Source organism: Pseudomonas fragi, assembly GCF_900105835.1.
Classification (GTDB): domain Bacteria; phylum Pseudomonadota; class Gammaproteobacteria; order Pseudomonadales; family Pseudomonadaceae; genus Aquipseudomonas; species Aquipseudomonas fragi.
In genome coordinates, this window is the sequence record NZ_LT629783.1 from 3405529 (window position 1) to 3432226 (window position 26698).

Below are 26698 nucleotides of genomic sequence, written 5' to 3' on the forward strand. Positions count from 1 at the left end.
ATGGTCTTTTACACCTGACCATATTGCTGACCGTGGCGCAGCCAGCGATCAAGCAGGGGGCTGACATGGCCGGGCCAGCGTTCGATCAACGCCTGGGCGGCCTCGCGCACGGCGGGCAGCAGGTCGGCGTCGCGCATCAGGTCGGCGACCTTGAATTGCAGAAGTCCGGTCTGGCGGGTGCCGAGCATTTCGCCGGGGCCGCGCAGTTCGAGGTCTTTTTCGGCGATCACAAAGCCATCGTTGGTCTCGCGCATGATGCCCAGGCGCTGACGGCCGATTTGTGACAGCGGCGGGTGATACAGCAGTACGCAATGGCTGACGGCGCTGCCTCGGCCTACGCGCCCGCGCAACTGGTGCAGCTGGGACAGGCCGAGACGCTCGGGGTTTTCGATGATCATCAGGCTGGAGTTGGGCACGTCGACCCCCACTTCAATCACCGTAGTGGCCACCAGCAGTTGCAGCTCGCCGGCCTTGAACCGGGCCATGACTTCGGCTTTTTCTGCGGCTTTCATGCGCCCGTGGATCAGGCCGACGCGCAGCTCGCCCAGGGCGCTGGAAAGGTCCTCAAAGGTGGTTTCAGCTGCCTGACAGGTCATCTCCTCGGACTCTTCGATCAAGGTGCAGACCCAATAGGCCTGACGCCCTTCGGCACAGGCGGCGCGCACCCGTTCGATCACCTCCAGGCGCCGGGTATCGACCACCAGCACGGTGTTGACTGGGGTACGGCCCGGCGGCAACTCGTCGAGGATCGAGGTGTCGAGGTCGGCATAGGCGCTCATGGCCAGGGTGCGCGGGATCGGCGTGGCGGTCATGATCAACTGGTGCGGGCACATCACCCCGCCGACGCCCTTGTTGCGCAGGGCCAGGCGTTGCTGCACGCCGAAGCGGTGCTGCTCGTCGATGATCACCAGCGCCAGGTTCTTGAACTGCACGTTGTCCTGGAACAGGGCGTGGGTGCCAACCACCATCGGCACGCCGCTGGCGATTTGCTCCAGCGCAGTAACCCGTGCCTTGCCTTTGAGCTTGCCGGCCAGCCACGCCACTTCAAGGCCCAAAGGCTCGAGCCAGCGCTTGAAGTTGATGAAGTGCTGCTCGGCGAGGATTTCCGTGGGCGCCATCAGGGCCACCTGATAACCCGCTTCAAGCGCCTGCAGGGCCGCCATCGCCGCGACCACGGTCTTGCCGGAACCCACGTCGCCCTGGATCAGGCGCAGCATGGGTTCGGGCTGGCTGAGGTCGTAGGCAATCTCGTTGCCGACCCGGGTCTGTGCGCCAGTCGGGGGGAAGCCCAGGTTGGCGAGGAACTGCTTCGGTAGTTTTTTCGCCTTGGGCAACGCCGGGGCTTGTTGCGAGCGCAAGCTCTCGCGCAGGCGCTGCTGCGACAGTTGGTGCGTCAGCAGCTCTTCAAAGGCCAGCCGGTGCTGGGCCCAGTGATGGCCCAGGGCGAGTTCTTCAACGTCGGCATCGGCGGGGGGCTGATGCAGGTAGCGAATGGCCTCATCCAGCGGGGCCAGCTGATAGTCCTTGGCCAGCTCCGGCGGCAGCCAGTCGGGCAGGCTGCGCGGGCCAAGCATGGCCAGGCTCTGCTGGCTGAGCTGGCGCAAACGCTGCTGGGTCAGGCCTTCGGTGGTGGGGTAGATCGGCGTCAGGGTGGTGTCGACGGGTGGTGGCTCATCGCCGGTAATGGCGCGGTACTCGGGGTGGTAGATCTCCAGCCCCGAGGCGCCGGGGCGGGCCTCGCCATAGCATCGCACTTCGGTGCCGCGCTTGAGGCTTTCCTTTTGCGCATTGCTGAAGTGGTAGAAGCGCAGGCTCAGGCCGCCGGTGCCATCGTTGATGCGCACCAGCAAGCTGCGACGCTTGCCCATGACCACGTCGGCACCAATGACCCGGCCTTCGACCACCGCATCCTGACCGGGGCGCAAGGCGCCAATCGGCACCACGCGGGTGCGATCCTGATAACGCAAGGGCAAATGGAACAGCACGTCCTGGACGTTCTCCAGCCCGACCTTGGCCAGTTTCTCGGCCATAGCCTCACCGACGCCCTTGAGCGCGGTGACCGACACATTCGACAACTCGGTCATCACACGGGCACTTAGGTCGCGGCAGGTGGCTTGGCCACCGAGCACAGGCGGATCGAGTCCGCGAGGATTTCAATCGCCTTGGGCCGCGGGAAGCTGGCGCGCCAGGCGATGGCCACGGTGCGAAACGGTACCGGCGGGGTCAACGGGCGCACGGCCAGAATGCCCGGGGCATAGTGATGGCTGTCCACGGCCGACAACGGCAGGATCGAGATACCCAAGCCAGATGCCACCATATGACGGATGGTTTCCAGCGAGCTGGACTCCACCGTGGTGTGCATGGCGCCATCATTGCCTTTGGCCACGGTCGGGCAGGCTTCCAGCACCTGGTCGCGGAAGCAGTGGCCTTCACCCAGCAACAGCAGGCTCTTGTCGTTGAGCAGGCTGGCGTCGATGGTGTCTTTTTTGGTCCACGGGTGCTCGCTGGGCATGAGCACATAAAACGGCTCGTCGTACAGCGGCAGGGTCAGCACGTCGGCTTCATGGAACGGCAGGGCGATAATGATCGCGTCCAACTCACCGTTACGCAGTTTGTCGCGCAGTACATGGGTGAAGTTTTCTTCGATATACAACGGCATCTGCGGGGCGACCCGGTGCAGTTGCGGGATCAGGTGCGGGAACAGGTACGGGCCTACGGTGTAGATCGCCCCCACTTTGAGGGGAGCCGTCAGCTGGTTTTTGCCGGCCTGGGCCAGTTCACGAATGCCCTGGGCCTGCTCAAGCACTTTTTGCGCCTGAGCCACGATGGCTTCACCCACCGGCGTGACGCGCACCGCGCTTTTGCTGCGCTCGAAAATCAGCACACCGAGTTCGTCTTCCAGTTTTTTCACACCCACCGACAGGGTCGGCTGGCTGACATGGCAACGTTCGGCGGCATGGCCGAAGTGCTGCTCTTGGGCGAGGGTAACGATGTAGCGTAATTCTGTAAGCGTCATAGCGGGCGTCCCTTTGGTTGCGGGCCAAGCATAGCGGCAGCAATCGATAGACGCACGTTATCAGACATTGCCCTCAGAGCTACAGTCGCCAATCACGCTATAACTGGTTTTTTATCCAGACCCCAGATGCACAAAAGGCACCCTGGGGTGCCTTTTGTGGTGTTAGCGCCGACGCTTATCGATGGAATAAACGAAGGGTGCCACGATCTCGATACTGCCATTGGTCAGCATTTCAGGCGGCGGCTTGGGCAACGGTTGTGCCCGGCGGATCATTTCCAGGGTGGCCCGGTCCAGATCAGCGTTACCCGAACGCCCTACCAGCTCGTAGGACAGCACCTTGCCTTCAGCGTCCACCACGAAGCGCAGACGGTTCAGGCCTTCCTTGCCACGGGATTGCGCAGCAGGCGGGTACTTCTTGTACTTGCCCAAGTGATTGAGCAGCGTACCTTCCCAGCTGGCCTTGGCAGCCAGTTGTTGCGCCGACGGCCCCGGGGCCGGTGCAGCGGATTTCTCGCTGGTGTTCTTGGTCGGCGTTGCGTCGCTCGGTTTCTCTTCTGAAGGCTTCTCTTTGACCGGGTCCGGTTTTTCCACAGGCTTGGGCGGTTGCGGCTTTTGCTTGGGCTTGACCGGTTTGGGTACAGAAATCTTCGGTTTAGGCGCTTCGGCCAGCTTGGGTATCGGCAACTCTTCCACCGGCGCCGGGGGTTGTGGTGGTGTCACCACTTTGGGCGGCGCTGGCGGTGGCGGTGCTGGCAACGGTGCCAGATCAACCATCATCGCTTGCGGCGGAAGTTCGATTGCCCGCGGGTTGGACCATTGCAGCATAAGAGCTACTGCCACTGCATGGATGGCCAACACCGCGGCCAGGCTGATTGCGTAACGCGTCATCTTTTGGCGCGCTATGGTCATTTCTTGGCTGCCGTCTCAAGTCCGACCAGACCTACCTTCAAGTAACCGGCTGCGCGCAAAGCATCCATCACGCTCATCAGGTCGCCGTAGTCCACGCCCTTGTCGGCCTGGAAGAAGATCGTCGTGTCTTTGTTGTTGTGGGTCCTGGCATCCAGGGTCGGGCCCAGGGCTTCAACCGTGACCGGCTCTTCGCCCAGGTACAGACGCTGGTCAGCCTTGACGCTGAGGAACACCGGTTTCTCGGGCCGAGGCGCCGGCTTGGCGCTGGACGCAGGCAGGTCAACCTTGATATCCACAGTGGCCAGCGGTGCTGCCACCATAAAGATGATCAGCAGTACCAGCATCACGTCGATAAAAGGGGTGACGTTGATTTCATGGTTCTCGGCGAGATCGTCATCGCCTTCTTTTAAATGCAGGCCCATGGCCGATTACCCCACTTTCACCATGTGCGGTTGCGAGCTGCGCTCGGGCGGCAGGTGATCGAGGTCACGGCTAACCAACAGCAACACTTCAGCAGACGCATCCGCCACCTGGGCCTTGTAGCCGGTGATGGAACGGGCGAAGACGTTGTAAATCACTACCGCAGGGATCGCAGCAACCAGACCCAATGCCGTGGCCAGCAGGGCTTCGGCAATACCCGGCGCAACCACGGCCAGGTTGGTGGTCTGGGTTTTGGCGATACCGATAAAGCTGTTCATGATGCCCCATACAGTACCGAACAGACCGACGAACGGTGCTGTGGAGCCGATGGTGGCCAGTACGCCGGTGCCGCTGCTCATGTTGCGACCGCACGCTGCAACCAGACGCTCAAGACGGAAGCTCACACGTTCCTTGATGCCTTCTTTTTCACGGCTGTTGGCCGACAGGCGCATTTCTTCAAGGGCGTCCTGCACCAGCAGGTGGGCCAGGGTGCCTTCTTTGCCAGCCGTTTCGCTGGCTTCTTTCAAGGTGCGGGCTTTTTTCAGTTGGGCGATTTCGCTGCGCAGACGACGCTTGGCGCCCAGCACTTCAAAGCCTTTGGCAATCCAGATCGTCCAGGTGATGATCGAAGCAATAGCCAGGCCGATCATTACGATTTTGACGATGATGTCTGCGTTTTTATACATGCCCCAAGGCGACAGGTCATGGGCCATGCCCAGGCTGTTGTCTTCTTCGGCAACGATTTGCGGAGCGTCATCGGCGGGAGCGGCTGCGCCCTCTACCAGTGTAGGATCAGTCGCACCTGGTGCAGCGACAGGTGCCGGGGCCGCTGCTTCGGTGGCCGCGTGTACGGCCGGGGTAGCAGGCTCGTCGGCAAAGGCCGCGACAGGTGCCAACATCAAGCTGAACATCAGCGCCGCAACCCCACGCCAGACGCGTGTTGGGCTCAAAGGCTGGGTTGGCGAAGCGGTGGGATGATTGCGTGTCATGCTAGCCGGACCTGAGAAAGTAATGAGGTAATGCCCTACAACGCGGTGTAAGACCAAGGGCAAAATGATGGGTTATTATTGCAAGTAATTCTTGTTAACAAAAGCAATAGCATCTGTTTTTTTCGAAAGTCACGACTTTGGTCGTGTCAAATCACGTCGTTTTGTAACTTTTCATTAGGATTTTTACGATGTCCAAAGCCTCTGTATTGATCGTCGGGTGCGGTGATGTCGGTAGCCGCCTGGCTACTCAACTGCTCGACGCGCACTGGCAGGTCTATGGCCTGCGCCGCTCCATCGAGCGTTTACCCACGGGGGTTATCGGTGTGGCGGGCGACTTGTTCAGTGAGCAATGCCCGGCACAATGGCCAACCGGCCCGATCGACTATGTGGTGTACAGCGCGGCGGCGACCGAGCATGACGAAGCGGGTTATCAGGCGGCGTATGTAGACGGCCTGAAAAACACCCTGGCCTGGCTCAAACAGCATGGCCAACAGCCCAAGCGCCTGTTGTTTGTCTCCAGTAGCGGCGTTTACGCCCAAAAAGACGGGGAGTGGATCGACGAAACATCACCTGCCCTGAGCACCAACTACTCGGGCCGGATCATCCTGGATGCCGAACGGGTGGCGCTGGATAGTGGCATTGCTGCCAGTGCGGTACGCCTGACCGGGATCTACGGGCCGGGTCGAGAGTGGTTGCTGGGGCAAGTGCGCAAAGGCTATCGCGTGGCGGTTGAGCCGCCGCTGTATGGCAACCGTATCCATGCCGATGATGCGGCGGGGCTTTTGGCCTTTCTGCTGGAGGCGGACCGCCAGGGCAAGGCGCTGGATGATTGCTATATAGGTGTGGATAACGCACCGGCACCTTTGGCAGAGGTGGTGGACTGGTTGCGTGAGCGTTTGGGCATTACCGAATGGGCCGCCGAAGCGAGCGTGCGCCGGGCAGGCAGCAAGCGCTGCAGCAATGCCCGCGCCAAGGCGCTGGGCTGGGAGCCGCGCTATTCGAGTTACCGTGAGGGCTATGCAGCGGTTTTGGGCTAGCAGGCCTGAGAGTGGTCTTGTGGGAGCGGGCTTGCTCGCGATTCAGGCGGCGCGGTTTGAAAGAAAAATCGCGGCGATCTTATCGCGAGCAAGCCCGCTCCCACAGGTCAGGGGATTAGGTTGGCTTACAGTTTCTCCAGCGACCATTCAAGCTTGCCCGGGTAGAACTGGGGCATGTCGTCTGGCGCCGAGGCGTCCAGCGCCTGGAAGATTTCCAACTTGCGGCCATCGCGGACAAAAATGTGCGCCGCACCCGTTTCACCTTGCTGCAGCCAGAGGCTGTCGTATTCGCCGCTCATCGATGCGCAATCGCCCGCCAGGCACAGCACATAATTTTGGGTGTTGGGCAGCCCTGTCACCTGGCCGTCTGCCGAGAACGTCACCTGATTGCCCTTGCCCGCACCGCTGACCACACGCCACTGGCCACCCAGGTAGGCGGCGTTGAGCGCTGTTTCAAAGCTCGTGCCTAATGGCGCATCGCTTGCAACCTTGACCTGCGAGCGTACAAAAGGCTGGCGCGGCTCTGCATCCGTTTCGGCCTGGACCAGCGTTTCGCCCTCCAGGCTCAAGTCGGTGGAACTGCTGCCATAAAAGCTGACCTGCCACATGCCATCATCCGCAGGCAGCAGCTTGCCTTCAACTGACTCAAAGCCGTTGGTGTAGTGGGCGGTGGCGTTTTTGACGTCGATGTCCCATTCCAGGTTCGGCCCATATGCCAGCAGGGCTTCGCGCAGGTTGCCGCCATTGGCAGCTGCATCGATTGCGGCCTGGTTGATCCAGACACCACTGATGTCGCGGCGGGCGGGTTCGCTGGCACAACCACCCAAGACAATGGCGAGCAGTGACAACACGAGCGCTTTGCGCATGGTGGGATCCTTTTGAAACCGGGAAGAGCGGGGGTTGGCGCAGCATGAAGACGCTGCGCCGGGGGGTGTTACTCAATAACCAGGATAGCGTCCATCTCTACCTGCGAGCCCTTTGGCAGGGCTGCAACGCCGATGGCGGCGCGGGCCGGGTATGGCTGTTCGAAGTAGGTGCCCATGATCTCGTTGACCTTGGCGAAGTGGCTCAGGTCAGTCAGGAAGATGTTCAGCTTGACGATGTCCTTGAACGAACCGCCTGCGGCTTCAGCAACCGACTTCAGGTTTTCGAAAACCTGGATGGTCTGGGCTTCAAAGCCTTCAACCAGTTCCATGGTTTTTGGGTCCAGAGGGATTTGACCGGACATGTAGACAGTATTGCCAGCTTTGATCGCCTGAGAATAAGTACCGATTGCAGCAGGTGCCTTGTCGCTGGTGATAACAGTCTTGGACATGGGTGACTCCTTGTAATTAGATGGCTACGCACGCATGCGAGTGATGCGTATGACCCCGGTAAGGGCGCGCAGTTTTTTGATCACGCGAGCCAGGTGCACACGGTCGTGCACGCTGACCACCAGTTGGACCACGCTGATGCGACCATCGCGTTCGTCCATGCTGATCTTTTCGATGTTGCCGTCGGCAGCGTTGACGCTGCTGGCCAGCAGCGCAATCAGGCCGCGCTGGTGTTCCAGTTCGACGCGCAATTCGACGTTGAATTCGCCGGTAACGTCCTTGGCCCACGACAGCTGGATGCACTTTTCGGGGTTGTGGCGGATTTCACTGATATTGCGGCAGTTGTCCAGGTGCACGACCATGCCTTTGCCTGCAGACAAATGGCCAACGATCGGGTCGCCCGGGATCGGCGTACAGCATTTGGCGTAGCTGAGCACCAAACCTTCGGTGCCGCGGATCGCCAGCGGGCCTTCAGGGCTCGGCAATGCTTCGCCTTCGCCCAACAGGCGTCGGGCCACCACATAGGCCATGCGATTGCCCAGGCCGATATCTTCGAGCAGGTCTTCGATCTGTTCCAGGCGGTATTCCTGAAGCATGGCCTGCACGCGCTCGGCCGGGATCTTGTCCAGGGCGCTGTTGAAACCGTTGAGTACTTTGTTCAGCAGGCGTTCGCCCAGGTTGACCGACTCGGAACGGCGCTGCAGCTTGAGGGCATGGCGAATGTGCGTGCGCGCCTTGCCAGTGACCACAAAGTTGAGCCAGGCCGGGTTGGGGCGGGCGCCGGGAGCGCTGACGATCTCGACCGTGGAACCGCTTTGCAGCGGCTCGGACAGCGGCGCGAGGCGACGGTTGATCCGGCAGGCGATACAGCTGTTGCCGACGTCGGTGTGAACCGCGTAGGCAAAGTCGACGGCCGTGGAGCCTTTGGGCAGCTCCATGATCCGGCCTTTGGGCGTGAACACATAGACCTCGTCCGGGAACAGGTCGATCTTCACGCTTTCGATAAATTCCAGGGAGTTGCCGGCGCGTTGCTGCATTTCCAGCACGCCCTTGACCCATTGCCGCGCCCGGGCATGGGTGCCCGTGTGCTGCTCGTCGCCACTGGACTTGTACAGCCAGTGGGCGGCGATGCCGTTGTTGGCCATTTCTTCCATTTCACGGGTACGGATCTGGATCTCGATCGGTACGCCATGCATGCCAAACAGCGTGGTATGCAACGACTGATAGCCGTTGGCCTTGGGAATGGCTATGTAGTCCTTGAACCGGCCCGGCAGGGGTTTGTACAAATTATGTACAGCGCCCAGTACGCGGTAGCAGGTGTCGACCTTGTCGACGATGATCCGGAATGCGTAAACATCCATGATCTCGTTAAAGGCCCGGCGTTTGCCGCGCATCTTCTTGTAGATGCCGTAGATGTGCTTTTGACGACCGCTGACTTCGCCCTGAATGCCGTCGATGGCCAGACAGTGGCTGAGCGATTCTTCAATCTTGTTGACGATTTCCTTGCGATTGCCCCGGGCACGCTTGACCGCCTGGTAAATGCGCGCAGAGCGCATCGGGTACATCGCCTTGAAACCGAGGTCTTCGAATTCGATACGAATGCTGTGCATACCCAGCCGATTGGCGATGGGTGCGTAGATTTCCAGGGTTTCCTTGGCAATCCGTCGGCGTTTTTCGCCGGACAGCACTTCGAGGGTACGCATGTTGTGCAGACGGTCAGCCAGCTTCACCAGGATCACGCGGATGTCGCGTGCCATGGCCATGGCCATCTTCTGGAAGTTTTCTGCCTGGGCTTCGGCCTTGGTTTCGAAGTTCATCTGCGTCAGCTTGCTGACGCCATCGACCAGGTCGGCCACGGTTTCGCCGAACTGCGCTACCAGCGCTTCCTTGGCAATACCGGTGTCTTCAATCACGTCATGCAGCATGGCCGCCATCAGGCTCTGATGGTCCATATGCATGTCGGCAAGGATATTGGCCACTGCCAGCGGGTGCGTGACATAAGGCTCGCCGCTGCGTCGGCGTTGGCCGTCGTGGGCTTGTTCTGCGTAGAAGTACGCCCGGCGGACCAGATTGACCTGGTCCGGGCCGAGGTACGCCGACAAGCGATCGGCGAGGGCGTCTATGCTCGGCATGAGGAAACCTCCTGCCAAAACTTTTTACCCTTCGCCGTGCTACGTCGACCGGGCATAGGCTTAGTTCGCCTCGTTGGACTCGTCCTCGAACGCTGCGAACAGCGGTTCGTCTTCGACGATTTCAGCGTTGGCGATAAACTCGTAGCTCATCAGGCCTTCTGCGATTTCGCGCAGGGCAACAACGGTAGGCTTGTCGTTTTCCCACTGCACCAGAGGCTCTTTACCGCCGGTGGCCAGTTGACGGGCACGCTTGGTAGAGAGCATGACCAGCTCAAAGCGGTTATCCACGTGTTCTAGACAGTCTTCAACGGTTACGCGGGCCATGGTCTTCCTCGTAGCAAATGCAATATGCGCGCTGCCCGGATGGGCGAGCGGACTGAACAGTTTAAAAAATCACCAGCCATTAGGGAAGCGCTGATTTTTCGGCCACTGCTCCAAAAACCTCTGTAAGCACCAATGTAAAGCCCTTACAGGGGTTTTGGGAAGTGTTCATTAACCCAGCAGTTCGGCCAGCAATTTGCCAAAACGCTGTTGCTGGCGCTTTTGCTGCAGGCGATTGGCGCGGAAAATGGCCTTGAGGTCTTCAAGGGCCAGGGCGAAATCGTCGTTGATGATCAGGTAGTCATAGTCCACATAGTGGCTCATTTCGCTCACGGCTTCGCGCATGCGGGCGTCAATGATTTCGTCGCTGTCCTGGCCACGGTTGTCCAGGCGCTGGCGCAAGGCTTCCTGGCTTGGCGGCAGGATAAAGATCGAGCGCGCCTGGGGCATCAGCTTGCGTACCTGCTCGGCACCTTGCCAGTCGATTTCCAGAATCAGGTCGTGGCCTTCATCCAGGGTCTGCTGCAGGTGGCTTTGCGAGGTGCCGTAGAGGTTGCCGAACACTTCGGCACGTTCCAGGAAGTCACCGTGCTCGATCATTTTGACGAACTCTTCGCGCTCGACGAAGTGATAGTTCACGCCATTGACCTCGCCCGGACGCATGGCGCGGGTGGTGTGCGAAACCGATACCCGGATCTGCGGCTCAACGTCGATCAAGGCCTTGACCAGGCTGGTCTTGCCTGCGCCCGAAGGGGCAGAAACGATATAAAGGGTGCCAGTGCTGTGGGTCATGTCAGGGGATGCCTTACTCAATATTCTGTACTTGTTCACGCATCTGCTCGATCAACACCTTGAGGTTGACCGCCGCTTGGGTGCTGCGTGGATCGAATGCCTTGGAGCCCAGGGTATTGGCCTCGCGATTCAGTTCTTGCATCAGGAAGTCCAGACGTCGCCCGGCAGCTCCCCCCGACTTGAGTACGCGGCGTACTTCAAGAATATGGGTGCTCAGGCGGTCCAGCTCTTCGGCCACGTCGCTCTTTTGCGCGAGCATGACCATTTCCTGTTCGAGACGCTGCGGGTCCAGCTCGGCCTTCATGTCGGCAAAACGGTCGAGGACCTTTTGCCGCTGGGTGGCGAGCATTTGCGGCACCAGCTCGCGCAGGGTTTCAACATCGCTTTCAATGGCGGTCAGGCGATCGCTGATCAAGCGGGCCAGTTCCGCGCCTTCGCGCTCACGGCCGTTTTTCAGTTCTTGCAGGCCTTGCTTGAACAGCGTCAGGGCCTGGGTGTTCAAGGCTTGCGGGTCGCTGGCATCGGCCACCAGAACACCGGGCCAGGCCAGCACTTCCAGCGGGTTGAGCGCGGCAGGCTGCTTGATCAGGCTGGCGATGGTCTCGGCGGCGGCCACCAGCTGTGCGGCACGTTCGCGGTCAACCTGCAGCGGCTTGCCGGTGGTTTCTTCCGTGAAACGCAAGGTGCATTCCAGCTTGCCCCGGGAAATGCCCTGGCGCAGCGCTTCACGCACCGCACCCTCGAGATCACGGAAAGATTCAGGTAGACGCAGGTGCGGCTCCAGGTAGCGGCTGTTGACCGAACGCAGCTCCCAACTCAGGGTGCCCTGAGTGCCGGCGCTTTCGACGCGGGCAAAGGCGGTCATGCTGTGCACCATGGACGGTACCTCGCGATTGGATGAGTTAAGCCTGGCGGCAAGTTAGACGACAGATTGTAACGCAGTGCGGGCAACTGCCCCAAATGACGTCGGTCGTAAATACGTTTCACCGCCGTTCAGCGCCGGCGTCCACCGACGCGCCCTGCGCGGCCATGCCCTTTCCTTTATAATGCTCGGCAGTTTTCCGTCCCGTACAGGTATCCCACATGAAACGTCCAAGTGGTCGCGTTGCCGATCAGCTCCGCCCGATCCGCATCACCCGCAACTACACCAAACACGCAGAGGGTTCTGTACTGGTCGAGTTCGGTGACACCAAAGTCATCTGCACCGTCAGCGTCGAGAATGGCGTGCCGCGCTTCCTCAAGGGCCAGGGCCAGGGCTGGCTGACTGCCGAATACGGCATGCTGCCACGCGCCACCGGCGACCGTAACCAGCGTGAAGCCAGCCGTGGCAAACAAGGCGGGCGTACCCTGGAAATCCAGCGCCTGATCGGCCGCTCCCTGCGCGCTGCGCTGGACATGTCCAAGCTGGGCGATATCACCCTGTACGTCGACTGCGACGTGATCCAGGCTGATGGCGGCACCCGCACTGCCTCGATCACCGGTGCAATGGTTGCCCTGGTCGACGCCCTGAAAATCATCAAGAAGCGTGGCGGCCTCAAGGGCGGCGATCCGATCAAGCAGATGATCGCGGCGGTATCGGTGGGCATGTACCAGGGCGTACCGGTACTTGACCTGGACTATCCTGAAGATTCGGCTGCTGAAACCGACCTGAACGTGGTGATGACCAGCAGCGGCGGTTTCATCGAAGTTCAAGGCACCGCCGAAGGCGCGCCGTTCCAGCCTGAAGAGCTGAACGCCATGCTGGCACTGGCACAAAAAGGCATGAACGAAATTTTTGCCCTGCAACAAGCGGCACTGGCTGACTGATTGCCCGAGCCAACGCTTAGCACTTGGAGAATCTCATGAGCGAACTGGATCTTTCAAAACCTGGACCGAGCCGCGACGCTCGCAAATGGGCCATGTTCTGTCATTTTTCGGCGTTCCTGGGGATGTGGTTTCCGTTTGGCAGCCTGATCGGCCCGCTGATCCTGTGGCAGGTAAAGCGCGAGAGCGATCCCTTTATCGACGATCAGGGCAAGGAAGCGATGAACTTCCAGATCACCGTGGCGATTGCCTCGGCCATTTGCTATGTGCTGATGTTCGTGCTGATCGGCTTTGCGCTGCTGGGCCTGGTGCTGATCGGTGCGGTGGTGCTGGTGGTGATTGCCGGGGTCAAGGCCAATGACGGGGTGGCTTATCGTTACCCTTTCACCTGGCGGCCGCTCAAGTAACACACCTGCCTTGTGGGAGCGGGCTTGCTCGCGATGCAAACGATGCGGTCTGTCTGGTAAACCGCGTTGATGCCATCGCGGGCAAGCCCGCTCCCACATCGCCCGCCACCACAATGGGTTGCGTACAAAAAAGGCCCGTATCTTCCGATACGGGCCTTTTTTAACTGCGAAAAAACACTTAGATAGTCAGTGTCCAGTCGTAGTCCACGATCAATGGCGCGTGCTGCGAGAAGCGTGGCTGACGCGGCATGCGAGCGCTTCGTACAAAGCGGCGCAAGCCCGGTGTCAGCAGCTGGTAGTCAAAACGCCAGCCCAAATTCAGCATCTCGGCCTGTTCGTTGTCCGGCCACCAGCTGTACTGGTCGCCTTCACGACTGACTTCACGCAGGGCATCGACATAGCCCATGTTGCCGACAATCTCATCCATCCAGGCCCGTTCAGGCGCCAGGAAGCCAGGCGATTGCTGGCTGTCGCGCCAGTTTTTAATGTCGAGTTTCTGCTGCGCCACATACAGCGAGCCGCAGTAGATGTACTCACGACGCTTGCGACGCTGCTTGTCGAGATAGCGCGCAAAGTCGTCCATTAGCTTGAATTTTTGATTCAAGTCTTCATCGCCGTTCTGCCCCGAAGGGAGCAGCAAGGTCGCGATGCTGACCTTATCGAAATCGGCTTGCAGGTAGCGCCCGTAGCGATCGGCCGTCTCGAAGCCAAGCCCGGTGATGACTGCTTTCGGCTGCAACCGCGAGTACAAAGCCACACCACCTTGGGCAGGAACTTCGGCGTCACAGGCATAAAGAAAGTAGCCATCGAGCTGGTAGGCTGGATCGTCCAGTTCAAAGGCGGAGGCACGGGTGTCCTGCAGGCAGATAACGTCGGCATTCTGAGCTTGCAGCCAACTGAGTAAACCGCGCTCGACTGCCGTCTGAATACCATTGACGTTCACACTGATGATCCGCATAAATGGCCCCAAAAATCTCGTGCGTGTATGATACACGCCGTCTTACCAATTAGCTAAATCCGTGGTATCTGGGGCCTTTTTCATGCAAGCGTATCAGCGCGACTTCATCCGTTTTGCCATCGATCGCGGCGTACTGCGCTTCGGTGAGTTCACCCTGAAGTCCGGGCGCACCAGTCCTTACTTCTTCAATGCCGGCCTGTTCAACACCGGTTCCGCCCTGGCCCAGCTAGGGCGCTTCTATGCGGCGGCCATCGTTGACAGCGGCATTTCCTTCGACGTGCTCTTTGGCCCGGCCTACAAGGGCATCCCCCTGGCGGCGACCACTGCCGTGGCACTGGCCGAACACCACGACCGCGACCTGCCGTGGTGCTTCAACCGCAAAGAAGCCAAGGCTCACGGCGAAGGCGGCAGCCTGGTTGGCTCGCCGCTGGAAGGCGATATCCTGATCATCGACGATGTGATCACGGCTGGTACCGCTATCCGTGAAGTGATGCAGATCATCCAGGCCCAGGGCGCCAAGGCGGCCGGCGTGATGATTGCCCTCAACCGTCAGGAGCGCGGTAACGGCGAGCTGTCGGCGATCCAGGAAGTCGAGCGCGACTTCGGCATTCCGGTGATCAGCATCGTTTCGTTGAATCAGGTGCTGCAATACCTGGCCGAAGACGAAACGCTCAAGCAATACCTGCCAGCCGTTGAGGCGTACCGGGCGCAGTACGGGATTTAATCCCCCCCCCGCCCATAAAAAAGCCCCGCCCGGATCATTCCGGGCGGGGCTTTTTTAGTTCTGCTTAAGCCGGTTTGCTATTGGTAATCAGCGTACCTACACCGGTATCGGTGAAGATTTCCAGCAGTACGGCATTCGGCACGCGCCCGTCGACGATATGCGCCGTGGTCACGCCACCTTGCACAGCTTCCAGTGCGCAGCGGATTTTTGGCAGCATGCCACCATAAATGGTGCCGTCGGCGATCAGGTCATCCACCTGAGCGGTCGTCAGGCCGGTCAGTACCTTGCCTTCCTTGTCCATCAAGCCGGCGATGTTGGTCAGCAGCATCAGTTTCTCGGCCTTGAGGGCTTCGGCAACCTTGCCCGCCACCAAGTCGGCGTTGATGTTGTAGGACTCGCCATTGGCGCCCACGCCGATCGGCGCAATCACCGGGATGAAATCACCCTTGGTCAGCATGTGCAGCAGGTCGGTGTTGATGTCGATGACCTCGCCCACATGACCGAAGTCGATGATTTCCGGCTTGGTCATTTCCGGCGTCTGACGGGTCACGACCATCTTTTTGGCGCGAATCAGCGTCGCGTCCTTACCGGTCAGGCCGATGGCGCTGCCACCGTGGCGGTTGATCAGGTTGACGATTTCCTTGTTCACATGGCCGCCCAGCACCATTTCCACCACATCCATGGTTTGCGAGTCGGTCACGCGCATGCCGTCGATAAAATGGCTCTCGATGGACAAACGCTTGAGCAGGTCGCCGATTTGCGGGCCGCCACCGTGGACTACGACCGGGTTGATACCCACGGCCTTCATCAGCACGATGTCACGGGCAAAGCCGGTTTTCAGGTCATCGTTCTCCATAGCGTTGCCGCCGTACTTGATCACCAGCGTCTTGCCGACGTAACGGCGAATGTAGGGCAGCGCTTCGGACAAAACCTTGGCGACGTTGGAGGCGGCATCACGTTCGAGGGTCATTCAGGGCTCCGGTAGAACAAGTCGGTCAAAACGGTAGTTGGAGATCAGGTGCCACACGCTGCAATTGAGCGTGAAAGACATCCTTGATACGTTGCAGTTCGGCCTCGGTTTCGGCCTCGAATCGCAGCACCAGCACCGGGGTGGTGTTGGAGGCGCGAACCAGGCCCCAGCCATGAGGGTAGTCAACCCGCACGCCATCAATGGTCGTCAGCTCGGCGGCTTCGCCCCATTGGGCGTCGTGCAGGGCCTCAATGATGCTGAATTTGCTCTCGTCCGTCACATCGATATTGATTTCAGGTGTGGAAATATCGTTCGGGAAGGTCTCAAACAGCGCTTCAGCAGTTACCTGACGCTTGCTGAGGATCTCCAGCAGGCGTGCAGCGCTATAGATGCCGTCGTCAAAACCGAACCAGCGCTCTTTGAAAAAGATATGTCCGCTCATTTCGCCAGCCAGCAAGGCGCCGGTTTCTTTCATCTTCTTTTTCATCAGCGAATGGCCTGTCTTCCACATCAGTGGTCGACCGCCGAGTTCCTTGATGAGCGGGATCAGACGGCGGGTGCATTTCACATCGAAAATGATCTCGGCGTCCGGGTTGCGCTCCATTACATCCTGGGCGAACAACATCAGTAAGTGGTCAGCAAAGATAATGGTGCCAGTGTTGGTCACGACACCCACGCGATCAGCATCACCATCAAAGGCAAGCCCTATATCGGCATTGGTTTCTTTGACCTTGGCGATCAAATCCACGAGGTTTTCCGGCTTGCTAGGGTCGGGGTGATGGTTGGGGAAATTGCCATCCACTTCGCAAAAAAGGGCGGTCACATCACAACCCAAGGCTTCAATCAGCTGGGGGGCGATGACCCCGGCCACGCCGTTGCCGCAGTCCACAACGACCTTCAAGCGCTTGGCCAGCTTGATATCGCGGGTAATCACTTCGGTGTAGAGGGGCAAAATATCTACACGTTCTATACGCCCTTCGCCCCAGGTCAGGTCATTGGCCTTGAGCCGCGTATGCAGTGCCTTGATCTGCTCATCAGCCAGGGTATCGCCCGCGATCACGATCTTGAAACCGTTGTAGTCCGGCGGGTTATGGCTGCCCGTGAGCATCACCCCCGACTTGCCTGCCAGCACATGCGTGGCGTAATACAGCGCAGGGGTCGGCACCAGCCCAACATCGCTAACCTGGCAGCCACTGTCTGCCACGCCCTGGATCAGGCGTTCGACCAGCTCAGGGCCTGACAGGCGCCCGTCCCGACCTACCGACACATGGGGTTCACCCTTGGCCAGGCTTTCGGCACCGACGGCACGGCCGATCCAGTACGCGGTTTCAGCGGTCAGGGTTTTTGGCACCACACCGCGGATGTCATAGGCGCGGAAAATGCTGTCAGGCAGTATCGGTGGAACCGAAGCGGGGTTAATCATTGCTGGGGGGGGCTCCACGCTCAGAGGATTCAGGAGGGTGCTGAAGGCCAGGTCGGACGCCTGGCCTTGTCGTGCAAAATCAGAGCTTGCCGGAGTGGCCAAAACCGCCAGCGCCGCGCTGGCTTTCGTCGAATTCTTCGACCAGTTCAAAGTGTGCTTGTACCACCGGCACCAGTACCAGCTGAGCGATACGCTCGCCGATGGTGATGTTGAAGGCGGTCTGGCCACGGTTCCAGCACGACACCATCAGCTCGCCCTGGTAATCAGAGTCGATCAGGCCGACCAGGTTCCCCAGCACGATGCCGTGTTTATGGCCCAGGCCCGAACGCGGCAGGATCAGGGCGGCAAGGCCCGGGTCGCCAATGTATACCGACAGGCCGGTAGGGATCAGCAGGGTCTGGCCCGGCTCCAGAACGGTGTCTTCTTTAAGCATGGCGCGCAGGTCGAGGCCGGCGGAGCCCGGGGTGGCGTACTGCGGCAGCGGGAATTCGTTACCAATGCGTGGGTCGAGGATCTTGGCTTGCAAAGCGTGCATACGAGTTAAACCTGGTTCAGACGTTCGGCGATAAAAGTGACCAGCTGGCGGGCAATCTTGCCCTTGCTGGTCTGGGCAAATACGGTGGCATGCAGTTCGCGATCAATCACGCTGCAGGCGTTCTCTTCGCTGTTGAAGCCGATGCTGGGGTTGGCCACATCGTTGGCGACAATCAGGTCGAGGTTTTTGTCTTTGAGCTTGCGTGCTGCGTAATCGAGCAAGTGCTCGGTTTCTGCGGCAAAACCAACACTGAAAGGGCGGTCAGGGCGTGAAGCAATAGTGGCCAGAATGTCTGGATTGCGCACCATCTGCAGCAGCAGGCCGTCACCCTTGGTAGGGTCTTTCTTGAGTTTTTGCGGGGCAACGACTTCCGGGCGGTAGTCTGCAACCGCAGCGGACGCGATAAACACGTCACAGGGGATCGCCGCTTCACAGGCTGCGAGCATGTCACGGGCGCTTACAACGTCGATGCGGGTGACGCGATCCGGAGTCGGCAGGTGTACCGGGCCGGTGATCAGGGTCACGCGCGCACCGGCTTCCACTGCCGCTTCGGCCAGGGCGAAGCCCATTTTGCCCGAGCTGTGGTTGGTGATGTAACGCACCGGGTCGATGTTTTCCTGGGTCGGCCCGGCAGTAATCAGCACATGCTTGCCGGTCAGCAGCTGGCGCTGGAAACACTCGGCGGCGCAGTGCACCAGATCATCGGCTTCGAGCATGCGGCCAAAGCCCACGTCGCCACAGGCCTGACTGCCAGACGCCGGGCCAAACACGCGCAGGCCGCGGCTTTCGAGCAGTCGGGTATTGGCCTGGGTGGCCGGGTCGCGCCACATGGCCTGGTTCATCGCCGGCGCGATGGCAACCGTGGCATCCGTAGCCAGCACCAGGGTGGTCAGCAGGTCATTGGCCAGGCCCTGGGCCAGGCGGGCGATCAGGTCTGCAGTTGCAGGTGCAATCAGCACCAGGTCGGCCCACTTGGCCAGCTCGATATGCCCCATAGCCGCCTCTGCCGCAGGGTCGAGCAAATCCAGATGAACGGGGTGCCCGGACAACGCCTGCATGGTCAGGGGGGTGATGAATTCGCTGCCGCCGCGGGTCATGACAACCCGTACTTCCGCGCCTTGGTCCAGGAGACGGCGAACCAGCTCTGCACTCTTGTAAGCCGCGATGCCGCCGCCGACGCCCAAGACAATGCGTTTTCGATACAGCCGCTGCATAGGCCTGCCTTTTAGTTCGATGATGACTGCGCAGAAAATGGCCAAATGCCGCGCAAAAATGATGGGCTAAGATAACACAGCGCCTGCCAGGGAACAGCGGCGCCCACTCACAAGGAGGTGTTATGAGCATTCGAGATTGGCCTGCGGCGGAGCGTCCGCGGGAGAAGCTTTTGCAACACGGATCCGGCAGTCTTTCCGACGCCGAACTGCTGGCAATCTTCTTGCGCACCGGGGTTTCGGGCAAAAGCGCGGTCGATCTGGCGCGCCATCTGCTCAGCGAGTTTGGCAGCCTGCGGGCCTTGCTCGAAGCTGATCTGCGTGCCTTCTGTCGCCAGCTCGGGCTGGGCCCGGCCAAGTTCAGCCAGTTGCAGGCCGTACTGGAAATGAGTCGCCGCCATTTGGCCGAACGCTTGCGCCGCGAAAGCGCGCTAGAGAGCCCGCAAGCTGTTCGCGACTATTTCAAGGCCTTGCTGCGTCATGAGCCGCACGAAGTGTTTGGTTGCCTGTTTCTGGACACCCGGCACCGCATGCTGGCCTTTGAAGTGCTTTTCAGGGGCTCGATAGACAGCGCCAGCGTCTACCCGCGCCAAGTGGTCAAGCGCGCCCTGGCGCACAATGCCGCAGCGGTGATTTTCTGCCACAACCATCCCTCCGGCATCAGCGAACCCAGCCAGGCTGACCGGACCTTGACCAGGCGTCTGATCCAGGCGCTGGACCTGATCGAAGTGCGGGTTCTGGATCACTTTATAGTCGGCGACGGCCAGCCGCTTTCGATGGTCGAACGCGGCTGGATGTAAGGCTCAGGGCTTAACGCTGACTGTTGAAAAGTCCTGACGCCCAAACGGACTTACCTGATATCCCTGTACGTCTTTACGGGTCAGTGCGTAGGCCGTTGGATGGGCCAGCGGCAGCCACAGGGCTTGCTGCTGGATCTGCGCTTGGGCCTTTTGATACAACGCGCTGCGTTTGTCCTGGTCGGTCAGGGTTTTGCCCTGGCTGATCAAACCGTCCAGGGTCTTGTCGCAATAGCGCGCAAAGTTGGTCCCGGACTTCACTGCCGCACAGGAAAACTGCGGCGTGAGGAAGTTGTCCGGGTCACCGTTATCGCCCGCCCAGCCCATAAACAGCAGGTCATGCTCGCCCGCCTTGGCGCGACGGATCAACTCACCCCACTCGATCACGCGGATATCGGCCTGGATGCCCACCTTGGCCAGGTCAGCCTGCAGCAACTGCGCTCCAAGGCTCGGGTTGGGATTGAGCACGCTGCCTGTCGGGCGCGTCCAGATCGTGGTTTTGAAGCCGTCTTTCAGCCCCGCCCTGGCCAACAACTCCCGGGCTTTTTGCGGGTCGTGAGCATACCCCGGCAAGTCCTTGGCATAACTCCAGGTGGTTGCCGGGTAAATCCCGTTGGCCGCCTGGGCGCCATTTTCAAACACGGCCTTGAGATAAGTGTCCTTGTCGAAAGCCAGATTAATGGCCTGACGAACTTCGGGTTTATCCAGTGGCGGATGCTGGCTATTGATGGCCACAAACGCGGTCATGAAGGCGGGGGTTTGTGTCACTGCCAATGCCGGATCCTTGGCCGCGGCGGCTACGTCCAGCGGCTTGGGCGAGAGGGCAATCTGGCATTCATTGCGACGCAATTTCTGCAGGCGCACGTTGGCATCAGGGGTGATGGCAAAAATCAGCCCATCCACCGCAGGCTTGCCGGCAAAGTAGTCCGGGTTGGCCTTGTAGCGCACCACGGCGTCTTTCTGGAAACGGTTGAAGATGAAAGGCCCGGTGCCGATCGGCTGGCTGTTCATCAACTCGGGCGTGCCCGCTTTCATCAGTTTGTCGGCATATTCGGCTGAGTAGATCGAGGCAAAGCCCATGCTCAGTGCTGGCAGAAAGGTCGAATCAGGGCGGCTGAGGGTAAAGCGCACAGTCAGCGGGTCGGGTGTTTCAATCTTTTTGATCAGCTCGGGCAGTTGCAAGGATTGCGCATGGGGGAAACCGCTTTGCGCCACCTTATGCCACGGGTTGGTGGGATCAAGCATGCGTTCGAAGCTGAAACGCACGTCATCGGCATTCAATTCACGGCTTGGAGTGAAATAGGCCGTGTTGTGGAACTTGACCCCGGGGCGTAGCTTGAAGTCGTACACAAGACCGTCAGGGGACACTGACCAGCTTTGCGCCAGTGAAGGCACCAGCTTTGCGGCTTTGGCGTCAAAGTCCACCAGGCGGTTCATCAGCACGTCTGCCGAAGCATTGGTGGTGCTGAGCGAGTTGTACTGCACAACGTCGAACCCTTCAGGGCTGGCCTCGGTGCAAACGCTCAAGGTGGCTGCCTGTACCAGCGGGCTCAGGCAAAAGGTGAGCAAAAAAGGGACGGCAGCGAGGCGCATGATCTGTTTCCTGTACAAGTCGATGAGGCCCATCTGCAAGTGCAGTCTGGAAAAGTCTTACCCTAGTGTTCTGATTGCTAAATGACTACTTTTTAATGACAGCCGATACGCTGTAGCCGCTGACAAGGCCCGCAGGGCCTTCAATAATCGTGAAAAAACGACCGCTGCGCCCTCGATTGCAGCCTTCGGCAGCGGCTACACGATGGCATTGGCACCTGAAAACTTTCACCCAGCGACGAGCGGTAAAACGCCACAAGGCATAGACGCGGCGTGGATTGGCGTTAAAATGGCGGCTTCATTAATTACACCAAATCACACTGCTTGTTGTTGCTCTTTAGTCTTTCTGGTATAAAGCAGCGCTCTTTTCTAGGGGCCCGGTTCCTGCGTTTGTAGGTGTAGCCGGTAAGACCCTTAAAGAAACGCGGCGCCTGGCGCCATGACTGAGAGATTAAGCGGCCAACCCATGCCGGGTTGGGCATGTGGTTTTAGAGGGCTGAGGCATGTCGAGAGTCTGTCAAGTTACCGGTAAGGGTCCGGTGACTGGGAATAACATTTCCCACGCAAATAACAAAACCCGTCGTCGTTTCCTGCCGAACCTGCAGCATCACCGCTTCTGGGTTGAAGAAGAGAAACGTTTCGTACGTCTGCGCGTATCTGCTAAAGGCATGCGTATCATCGACAAGCGTGGCATCACTGTCGTGCTGGCCGAAATCCGCCGTGCTGGCAAGATCTAAGGGAGCTAATCATGCGTGAATTGATCCGTTTGGTGTCGAGCGCTGGTACAGGCCATTTCTACACCACTGATAAGAACAAGCGCACCACTCCGGACAAAATCGAAATCAAAAAATTCGATCCGCGGGTTCGCAAGCACGTGATCTACAAAGAAGCCAAAATCAAGTAATTGGTTTTTCTTCTTACGAAAAAGGCCCATATCTCACGATACGGGCCTTTTTTGTGCGCGCTTTTCGGCCTTAGCCGCACATAAAGCTCTGCATCAGGTTGTTTTCGTCGACAATAACGCGAAGACGATCAGCGTTGTATTCCTTGGTATAGCCCTTGCCGGGTTCCTCGACGCGAATTTCTGTTGCTCCGGTCTCGCGACGCAACATCTCCAGCAGGGCAGGCGTCGCCTCAGGCGCAACCAGAAAATTGATTGCAACCTGTTTGCACTTGCCGCCCTGCTCAGCCATTGCGGGCGTGGAGCAAACCCCCAGTACGACGCTGCTGGCCACTAACAAACGTTTCAACGCATTCAGACTGGACATGGATCTTCCCTGTTTTCAGATAAATGAAGTAACGCTGCGGGTCTCATTCCGTAAGTGCCCGGCGTTCTCCCAAGACTGGCCCAAATCGGCGCGAAAGGTGCTGGTGACGTATTTCTGAATTTGTAGTCGTTACCTTGAAGGGCAGGCATAAAAAAGCCCCGCCAGCAAAGCGTGGCAGGGCTTGTTTAAAGCTCTGGATCAGCTGTCTTCGGCCTTTTTCTCAAAGACGACGTAAATTTTCCGACATGGCTCCAGTACTTCCCATGTCCCTTTGAAGCCCGCGGGGATGACAAAGCGATCTCCGGCGCGCAGGGTCTTGGCGTTACCTTCATGGTCACGCAAAACGGAAACGCCCTGCACGATCTCGCAGTATTCGTGCTCGGTGTAATTGACGGTCCACTGGCCCACAGCTCCTTCCCACACTCCGGCGTTCATTTGCCCACAGGGGCTGTCGTAGTGGTTGTGGATAACTTGTTCGGGGCTGCCTTTGAGCACCTTTTCCGGGGCCGGGCTAAAACGCTCAGCCTGGGTATTGGCAGTGCTGAAGTCGACTACGCTTGCGATGCTCATCTTTGTTATCCCCCCGAAATTGCGGCGTATGTGGTCAGAAAACCAAAGTCTATGTTTATTAAAACGAACAAGCCATGCCGTATGCGTCACTTGTGTCAAATATATTGAAAGTTCAATGGCCACTGGTTTAGGGTGGCGCTTCCATTTCAACAAGAGGAGGACACTCGAATGACCACCCTGACGCGTGCTGACTGGGAACAACGGGCCCAACAGCTGAAAATCGAAGGTCGCGCCTTTATCAACGGTGAGTACACCGCTGCGGTCTCCAATGAAACGTTCGAGTGTCTGAGCCCGGTCGATGGCCGCTTGCTGGGCAAGGTTGCCAGCTGTGATAGCGCAGATGCCCAGCGCGCCGTTGAAGTGGCCCGCAAGACGTTCGAGTCCGGCGTCTGGTCGCGCCTGGCCCCGGCCAAGCGCAAGGCGGCAATGATCCGCTTTGCCGGCCTGCTCAAGCAAAACGCCGAAGAACTGGCCCTGCTTGAAACCCTGGACATGGGCAAGCCGATCAGTGACTCCCTGCATATCGACGTACCCGGTGCTGCCGGCGCGCTGAGCTGGAGCGGCGAAGCCATCGACAAGATCTACGATGAAGTTGCCGCCACCCCCCACGACCAGCTGGGCCTGGTAACCCGTGAGCCGGTGGGCGTGGTCGCCGCCATCGTGCCGTGGAACTTCCCGCTGATGATGGCCTGCTGGAAACTGGGCCCGGCCCTGTCGACCGGTAACTCGGTCATTCTCAAGCCGTCCGAAAAGTCTCCTCTGACAGCCATTCGTATCGCAGCGCTGGCGGTTGAAGCCGGTATTCCTGCGGGCGTGTTCAACGTGTTGCCAGGCTACGGTCACACCGTTGGCAAGGCCCTGGCCCTGCATATGGATGTCGATACGCTGGTGTTTACCGGTTCGACCAAAATCGCCAAGCAATTGATGATTTACGCGGGCGAATCCAACATGAAGCGCATCTGGCTTGAAGCTGGCGGCAAAAGCCCGAACATCGTTTTCGCCGATGCGCCGGACCTGCAAGCCGCTGCCGAAGCGGCAGCCAGCGCCATTGCCTTCAACCAGGGCGAAGTCTGCACCGCCGGTTCGCGCCTGCTGGTGGAGCGCTCGATCAAAGACAAATTCCTGCCGCTGGTGGTCGACGCACTCAAGGGCTGGAAGCCCGGCAACCCGCTGGATCCGGACACCACCGTGGGCGCTCTGGTCGATACCCAGCAAATGAACACCGTTCTGTCGTACATCAAGTCTGGCCATAGTGAAGGCGCAAAACTGGTCGCAGGCGGTAATCAAATCCTGCAAGAAACCGGCGGCACCTACGTTGAACCGACCATTTTCGATGGCGTCAGTAACGCGATGAAAATCGCCCAGGAAGAAATCTTCGGCCCTGTGCTGTCGGTGATCACCTTCGACAGCGCCGAAGAGGCCATCAAGATTGCCAACGACACGCCTTACGGCCTGGCAGCAGCCGTGTGGACTGCGGACATTTCCAAGGCGCACCTGACCGCCAAGGCCCTGCGCGCCGGTAGCGTGTGGGTCAACCAATACGATGGCGGCGACATGACCGCGCCGTTTGGTGGTTTTAAGCAGTCGGGCAACGGCCGTGACAAGTCGCTGCACGCGTTCGACAAGTACACCGAGCTGAAGTCCACCTGGATCAAGCTGTAACAGTGTAAACGCAACACCCTGTGGGAGCGGGCTTGCCCGCGATGGCAGCACTGAGGTCTGACTGACAGACCCCGGTGCCTTCATCGCGGGCGGGTTCGCTCCCACAATGGTTTTTACACCACACAAGTAGCGCCCTCACCCTAACCCTCTCCCGGAGGGAGAGGGGACTGACCGAGTTGATGCTGGATTCAACTTAAAACTGTCAGATTGCCGAAACTCTTAAATATCCCCCAATCAGCTCCCTCTCCCTCCGGGAGAGGGTTGGGGTGAGGGCAGCCGTCACTCAGAGCATTCGCTCAAGCCCCACACTTTTGCTGAACCAGGCATTGAGCCGGCGCCACCAGTTGCCTGGCTCATGGTGCAAGGTGTGCAACTGGCCGTTGTCTTCGGTCACCCAGACCAACTTGCCCTGTTCCAGTTTCGGTTCATAACTCAAGGCCGGGGCCATGCCCTGCAACGCCAGTTTGCGGGCCTCGGCAGCCAGTTCAGGGCTGTCCACCAGCACGCCGACCTCGGTGTTCCACAAGCCCGAGCGCGGGTCGAAATTGAACGAGCCGATAAAGGATTTCTGCTGGTCGAAAATCATCGCCTTGCTGTGCAGGCTCGAATCCGAACTCATCCCCGGCTTGAACCAATGTGGGCCGCTGCCGCCGCTACTGCCCGGCTGGCGCCGCAGCTCAAAGAGCTTGACCCCATGCTCCAGCAGCGCCTTGCGATACGGTGCATAACCGCCATGCACCACGGGTACGTCGGTGGCCTCCAGCGAATTGGTCAATAAACGTACATCCACTCCGGCATCGGCGCGGCCCGTGAGGTACAGCAGCCCGGTTTCACCGGGTACAAAGTAGGCGGAAACCAGAATCAGCTCCTGGTTCACCCCCGCCAATTCCGGCGCCAGTTGCGTGGTCAGCATCAAATGTGAGTCAGGCTCGTCGCGGGCCAGCACCTTGCTGGGTGCATCCCACAGCGCCTGATTCCAGGCCCAGATCAGTTCCTTGCGCCACACGTCGAGCTGCGGGCGGGTTTCGTACGAGGCCAGCTCTTGATACAGCGCCGGGTTGCGTTGCTGCGCACGCTTGAGCGAGGCTTCCAGTTGTTTGCGCGCCTTGCCCAGCTCGTGCTCAGTCAGGCTCGAAGAGGCAAAATCGCCAATCGGCTGGCTCAGGGCGCTGTTCCAGTATTGGTCGAAGCTGTGCCCCAATTGTTCTGCCACCGGGCCGACGCTGAGCAGGTCGATATCGGTGAAATTCAGCTCCGGCTTGGCATCGAAATATTCATCGCCCAGATTGCGCCCGCCGACGATCGCCACGCTGTTATCGGCCAGCCAGAGCTTGTTGTGCATGCGCCGGTGCTGGCGCGAGAGATTGAACAGCCGCCCCATCGCCCGGGTCACGCCCGTGCTGCGCCCCAGTTGCAGCGGGTTGAACAGGCGGATCTGGATATTGGGATGGGCCGCAAGGGTTGCCAGCACATCGTCCAGGCCATCACTGGCCGTGTCATCGAGCAGGATGCGCACCCGTACTCCGCGATCGGCCGCCTTGAGCAGCTCGTCGATCAACATGCGCGTACTCAGCCCGTCGTGGACGATGTAGTACTGCAGGTCGAGGCTGGTTTGCGCGTTGCGGATCAGCTCGGCCCTGGCCCTGAACGCTTCGCCGCTGTTGGGCAGCAGGCGAAACCCCGAGCGGCCCTGATACGGTGCGGCCTGGGCCTGGATTGAACGGCCAAAGGAAGAGTCGGTTGCGGGCAACGCCTGGGTGGGTTCACGGGGTACGTCCAACGTGGCACAGCCTCCCAGCAAGACGGCTAAAAACAATGCGCAAAGTGATTTCAACGGGTCGAGCCTCGGGC

At 59.5% G+C, this 26698-nt stretch carries 27 protein-coding genes and 1 pseudogene; 8 read left to right on the forward strand and 20 right to left on the reverse strand.

The features are described from left to right. Positions 1-8: 8 nt before the first annotated feature. The 5 genes from recG to exbB all read right to left on the reverse strand — a co-directional run bounded on the left by recG (position 9) and on the right by exbB (position 5334). Positions 9-2084 (reverse strand): ATP-dependent DNA helicase RecG, encoded by a 2076-nt coding sequence (gene recG, locus BLU25_RS15530; RefSeq protein WP_029611633.1) that lies wholly within the window; start codon positions 2082-2084, stop codon positions 9-11. A gap of 11 nt (positions 2085-2095) precedes the next feature. Next, entirely contained in the window at positions 2096-3016 is a 921-nt protein-coding gene (locus BLU25_RS15535; protein WP_016782715.1) for a hydrogen peroxide-inducible genes activator, read from the reverse strand. Positions 3017-3178: 162 nt separating this feature from the next. Then, positions 3179-3925 (reverse strand): TonB family protein, encoded by a 747-nt coding sequence (locus BLU25_RS15540; RefSeq protein WP_016782714.1) that lies wholly within the window; start codon positions 3923-3925, stop codon positions 3179-3181. Further along, on the reverse strand, positions 3922-4347 hold the full coding sequence (exbD, locus tag BLU25_RS15545) for a TonB system transport protein ExbD (protein WP_016782713.1): 426 nt from the start codon (positions 4345-4347) through the stop codon (positions 3922-3924). The genes BLU25_RS15540 and exbD overlap by 4 nt, the downstream gene beginning before the upstream one ends. A gap of 6 nt (positions 4348-4353) precedes the next feature. Then, a complete protein-coding gene (exbB, locus tag BLU25_RS15550) occupies positions 4354-5334 on the reverse strand; it encodes a tonB-system energizer ExbB (protein ID WP_029611632.1) in 981 nt (326 codons plus the stop codon). Between the two features lie 188 nt (positions 5335-5522). Here exbB and BLU25_RS15555 point away from each other — a divergent pair, with 188 nt between their 5' ends. Further along, complete coding sequence (locus BLU25_RS15555; RefSeq protein WP_016782711.1) at positions 5523-6371, forward strand: NAD-dependent epimerase/dehydratase family protein; 849 nt, start codon at positions 5523-5525, stop codon at positions 6369-6371. Positions 6372-6496: 125 nt separating this feature from the next. Here BLU25_RS15555 and BLU25_RS15560 read toward each other — a convergent pair whose 3' ends face one another. From BLU25_RS15560 to BLU25_RS15585, 6 genes are all read right to left on the reverse strand, one after another. After that, positions 6497-7237, reverse strand: a complete 741-nt coding sequence (locus BLU25_RS15560) for a hypothetical protein (protein WP_016782710.1) — start codon at positions 7235-7237, stop codon at positions 6497-6499. 68 nt (positions 7238-7305) lie between these two features. Next, entirely contained in the window at positions 7306-7686 is a 381-nt protein-coding gene (locus BLU25_RS15565) for a RidA family protein (RefSeq protein ID WP_016782709.1), read from the reverse strand. A 24-nt stretch (positions 7687-7710) separates the two neighbouring features. Next, positions 7711-9816 carry a bifunctional GTP diphosphokinase/guanosine-3',5'-bis pyrophosphate 3'-pyrophosphohydrolase gene (gene spoT, locus BLU25_RS15570; RefSeq protein ID WP_016782708.1) on the reverse strand — a complete coding sequence of 702 codons (2106 nt, stop codon included), beginning with the start codon at positions 9814-9816 and terminating at the stop codon, positions 7711-7713. A gap of 60 nt (positions 9817-9876) precedes the next feature. Next, positions 9877-10140, reverse strand: coding sequence for a DNA-directed RNA polymerase subunit omega (gene rpoZ / locus BLU25_RS15575; RefSeq protein ID WP_016782707.1), 264 nt, complete (start codon positions 10138-10140; stop codon positions 9877-9879). A 168-nt stretch (positions 10141-10308) separates the two neighbouring features. Further along, the gene (gene gmk, locus BLU25_RS15580; RefSeq protein WP_016782706.1) at positions 10309-10929 is read right to left on the reverse strand and encodes a guanylate kinase; all 621 of its coding nucleotides are present in this window, start codon (positions 10927-10929) and stop codon (positions 10309-10311) included. Between the two features lie 13 nt (positions 10930-10942). Beyond that, on the reverse strand, positions 10943-11806 hold the full coding sequence (locus tag BLU25_RS15585; RefSeq protein WP_016782704.1) for a YicC/YloC family endoribonuclease: 864 nt from the start codon (positions 11804-11806) through the stop codon (positions 10943-10945). Between the two features lie 206 nt (positions 11807-12012). On the opposite strand from BLU25_RS15585, the gene rph reads away from it, so the two are divergent. Together rph and BLU25_RS15595 are read left to right on the forward strand one after the other, a co-directional pair. Then, positions 12013-12735 (forward strand): ribonuclease PH, encoded by a 723-nt coding sequence (gene rph / locus BLU25_RS15590; protein ID WP_016782701.1) that lies wholly within the window; start codon positions 12013-12015, stop codon positions 12733-12735. 35 nt (positions 12736-12770) lie between these two features. After that, the gene (locus BLU25_RS15595) at positions 12771-13139 is read left to right on the forward strand and encodes a DUF4870 domain-containing protein (RefSeq protein ID WP_016782699.1); all 369 of its coding nucleotides are present in this window, start codon (positions 12771-12773) and stop codon (positions 13137-13139) included. Positions 13140-13317: 178 nt separating this feature from the next. Here the strand turns inward: BLU25_RS15595 and BLU25_RS15600 are convergent, their stop codons facing one another. Beyond that, positions 13318-14097, reverse strand: coding sequence for an exodeoxyribonuclease III (locus BLU25_RS15600; RefSeq protein WP_016782698.1), 780 nt, complete (start codon positions 14095-14097; stop codon positions 13318-13320). Between the two features lie 82 nt (positions 14098-14179). Here BLU25_RS15600 and pyrE point away from each other — a divergent pair, with 82 nt between their 5' ends. Beyond that, complete coding sequence (gene pyrE, locus BLU25_RS15605; RefSeq protein ID WP_016782697.1) at positions 14180-14821, forward strand: orotate phosphoribosyltransferase; 642 nt, start codon at positions 14180-14182, stop codon at positions 14819-14821. Between the two features lie 64 nt (positions 14822-14885). On the opposite strand, the gene argB is transcribed toward pyrE, so the two are convergent. From argB to coaBC, 4 genes and pseudogenes are all read right to left on the reverse strand, one after another. Beyond that, the gene (gene argB / locus BLU25_RS15610; protein WP_016782696.1) at positions 14886-15791 is read right to left on the reverse strand and encodes an acetylglutamate kinase; all 906 of its coding nucleotides are present in this window, start codon (positions 15789-15791) and stop codon (positions 14886-14888) included. A gap of 25 nt (positions 15792-15816) precedes the next feature. After that, a pseudogene (locus BLU25_RS15615) lies at positions 15817-17238 on the reverse strand (phosphomannomutase/phosphoglucomutase); the annotation flags it as partial. Between the two features lie 55 nt (positions 17239-17293). Continuing rightward, positions 17294-17749: a dUTP diphosphatase gene (dut, locus tag BLU25_RS15620; protein WP_016782694.1), complete on the reverse strand. Its 456-nt coding sequence runs from the start codon at positions 17747-17749 to the stop codon at positions 17294-17296. A gap of 5 nt (positions 17750-17754) precedes the next feature. Further along, on the reverse strand, positions 17755-18963 hold the full coding sequence (coaBC, locus tag BLU25_RS15625) for a bifunctional phosphopantothenoylcysteine decarboxylase/phosphopantothenate--cysteine ligase CoaBC (RefSeq protein WP_016782693.1): 1209 nt from the start codon (positions 18961-18963) through the stop codon (positions 17755-17757). A 122-nt stretch (positions 18964-19085) separates the two neighbouring features. On the opposite strand from coaBC, the gene radC reads away from it, so the two are divergent. Then, positions 19086-19760: a RadC family protein gene (gene radC, locus BLU25_RS15630; protein ID WP_016782692.1), complete on the forward strand. Its 675-nt coding sequence runs from the start codon at positions 19086-19088 to the stop codon at positions 19758-19760. A 3-nt stretch (positions 19761-19763) separates the two neighbouring features. Here the strand turns inward: radC and BLU25_RS15635 are convergent, their stop codons facing one another. Beyond that, positions 19764-21350, reverse strand: a complete 1587-nt coding sequence (locus BLU25_RS15635) for an ABC transporter substrate-binding protein (protein WP_016782691.1) — start codon at positions 21348-21350, stop codon at positions 19764-19766. A 500-nt stretch (positions 21351-21850) separates the two neighbouring features. Between BLU25_RS15635 and rpmB the strand changes: the two genes are divergently transcribed. Further along, complete coding sequence (rpmB, locus tag BLU25_RS15640) at positions 21851-22084, forward strand: 50S ribosomal protein L28 (RefSeq protein ID WP_019410280.1); 234 nt, start codon at positions 21851-21853, stop codon at positions 22082-22084. A gap of 11 nt (positions 22085-22095) precedes the next feature. Next, the gene (gene rpmG, locus BLU25_RS15645; protein ID WP_003437824.1) at positions 22096-22251 is read left to right on the forward strand and encodes a 50S ribosomal protein L33; all 156 of its coding nucleotides are present in this window, start codon (positions 22096-22098) and stop codon (positions 22249-22251) included. Between the two features lie 70 nt (positions 22252-22321). On the opposite strand, the gene BLU25_RS15650 is transcribed toward rpmG, so the two are convergent. Both BLU25_RS15650 and BLU25_RS15655 read right to left on the reverse strand, forming a co-directional pair. Continuing rightward, positions 22322-22615 (reverse strand): I78 family peptidase inhibitor, encoded by a 294-nt coding sequence (locus BLU25_RS15650; protein ID WP_016782689.1) that lies wholly within the window; start codon positions 22613-22615, stop codon positions 22322-22324. Between the two features lie 198 nt (positions 22616-22813). Beyond that, the gene (locus BLU25_RS15655; RefSeq protein ID WP_016782688.1) at positions 22814-23185 is read right to left on the reverse strand and encodes a cupin domain-containing protein; all 372 of its coding nucleotides are present in this window, start codon (positions 23183-23185) and stop codon (positions 22814-22816) included. Positions 23186-23353: 168 nt separating this feature from the next. On the opposite strand from BLU25_RS15655, the gene BLU25_RS15660 reads away from it, so the two are divergent. Then, entirely contained in the window at positions 23354-24847 is a 1494-nt protein-coding gene (locus tag BLU25_RS15660) for an aldehyde dehydrogenase (RefSeq protein ID WP_083369714.1), read from the forward strand. Positions 24848-25130: 283 nt separating this feature from the next. Here BLU25_RS15660 and BLU25_RS15665 read toward each other — a convergent pair whose 3' ends face one another. Continuing rightward, the gene (locus BLU25_RS15665; protein ID WP_029611631.1) at positions 25131-26681 is read right to left on the reverse strand and encodes a phospholipase D family protein; all 1551 of its coding nucleotides are present in this window, start codon (positions 26679-26681) and stop codon (positions 25131-25133) included. Positions 26682-26698 lie beyond the last annotated feature (17 nt).